The organism is Terrabacter sp. 2TAF16, from assembly GCF_052115065.1.
Lineage (GTDB): Bacteria > Actinomycetota > Actinomycetes > Actinomycetales > Dermatophilaceae > Terrabacter.
This window is the reverse complement of record NZ_JBFRFZ010000037.1, coordinates 1-1,314: the sequence shown is the minus strand read 5'-3', so window position 1 is coordinate 1,314 and position 1,314 is coordinate 1. Positions and strand designations below refer to the sequence as shown.

At 70.5% G+C, this 1,314-nt stretch carries 2 protein-coding genes; both read right to left on the bottom strand.

The annotated features are described in order from the left end of the window. Window positions 1-65: 65 nt before the first annotated feature. Complete coding sequence (gene istB, locus AB4Z14_RS22020; protein ID WP_442277108.1) at window positions 66-869, bottom strand: IS21-like element helper ATPase IstB; 804 nt, start codon at window positions 867-869, stop codon at window positions 66-68. Further along, on the bottom strand, window positions 869-1,314 hold a 446-nt coding region (locus AB4Z14_RS22015), incomplete at its 5' end, for a Mu transposase domain-containing protein (protein WP_442277107.1). The genes AB4Z14_RS22015 and istB, both read right to left, overlap by 1 nt.

The following is a 1,314-nucleotide window of genomic DNA, read 5'->3' as shown; positions in this document are numbered from 1 at the left end:
TGTCGACGCCGCTCGAAAACGAGGCCGTTCCGACGGTCGAAAACGAGGCCACCGGTTTGTCGGTTCTAGTCTGCCGGGTCTTGGGTTCTGATGCTGGGCAGGGTGTCGATTCCTCGGTTGCGTAGCCGGTAGCTGGCGCCCTTTAGGGTCAGGACGTCGGCGTGGTGGACGATGCGGTCGATCATGGCGGCCGCGACGGCTTGGTCACCGAAGACACCGCCCCAGCCGCTGAACGGCAGGTTGCTGGTCAGGATGAGCGAGGCGTGTTCGTAGCGGCTCGACACGAGCTGGAAGAAGAGGTTCGCGGCGTCTTGCTCGAAGGGCAGGTAGCCGACCTCGTCGACGATGATCAGCCCGTAGCGCCGCAGCCTGGCGAGCTCGTGCGGGAGCCGTCCGGCGCGGTGGGCCTCGCTGAGGCGGGTGACCCAGTCGACGGCGGTGGCGAACAGGACGCGGTGGCCGTGGTGCGCGGCCGCGATGCCCAGGCCGGTGGCGAGGTGGGTCTTGCCGGTGCCGGGCGGCCCGAGCAGCACGACGTTGCGTGCCTCGGTGAGGAACCCGCCGGAGGCGAGTGCGGCGATCTGTTGCCGAGCGGCGGGGTGGGCGTCCCAGTCGAACTCCTCGATCGTCTTGCGGGACGCGAATCCGGCGGCCCGGATGCGGAGCTGGGCGCCGGAGGCGTTGCGGGCGGCGACCTCACGGTCCAGGACCGCGGCGAGGTACTCCTCGTGGGTCCAGCCGGCGTCGCGGGCATGGTCGGCCAGCCTGGCGGCGGCTTCGGCGATCCGGGGTGCCTTCAACGCCGACGCGAGATAGGTCAGCTGCTTGAGCGCCTCGGTCGCGTCGGTCTTGCTCTTCGCGGTCGCCATCACGCCACGTCCTCCCCGCCCCGGCCGCCGCCGTCGATGACGCCGAAGGCCCGGTCGTAGTCGGTCAGGTCCCGCGCCAGCTCCTCGTGTGGGTCGGCTGAGGGGCGGGGCTGCTGGAACTGTTCCCGCAGCGTCCGCGCTGCCGCGACGTGGGCCGGGTCGGTGATCGTCTGGCTGCGTGCCCACACCCGATCGTGTGCGGCGACCACGCGTCCTTCATGGCGGACTTCGACACCAGACAGGTCCGCAGTGACGTCGACGAACCTGCCGATCACGGTCGGGTCGACGGAGTAGTCGTTGCTGTCGACGCGGACGTAGTAGTCGCGGCCAAGGCGGACCCGGTTGACCCAGCCCACCGCGGGCGGGACCGGTGGCAGCGGAAGCATCGCGGCCCGATCAGCATCGACCCTGTCGACCGGACGCGCCCGGATCGTGCGCACCACGC

What these genes read in the sequence shown, in the direction of transcription:
- istB (WP_442277108.1), bottom strand. Translation starts at nt 869, where the DNA reads ATGGCGACCGCGAAGAGCAAGACCGACGCGACCGAGGCGCTCAAGCAG.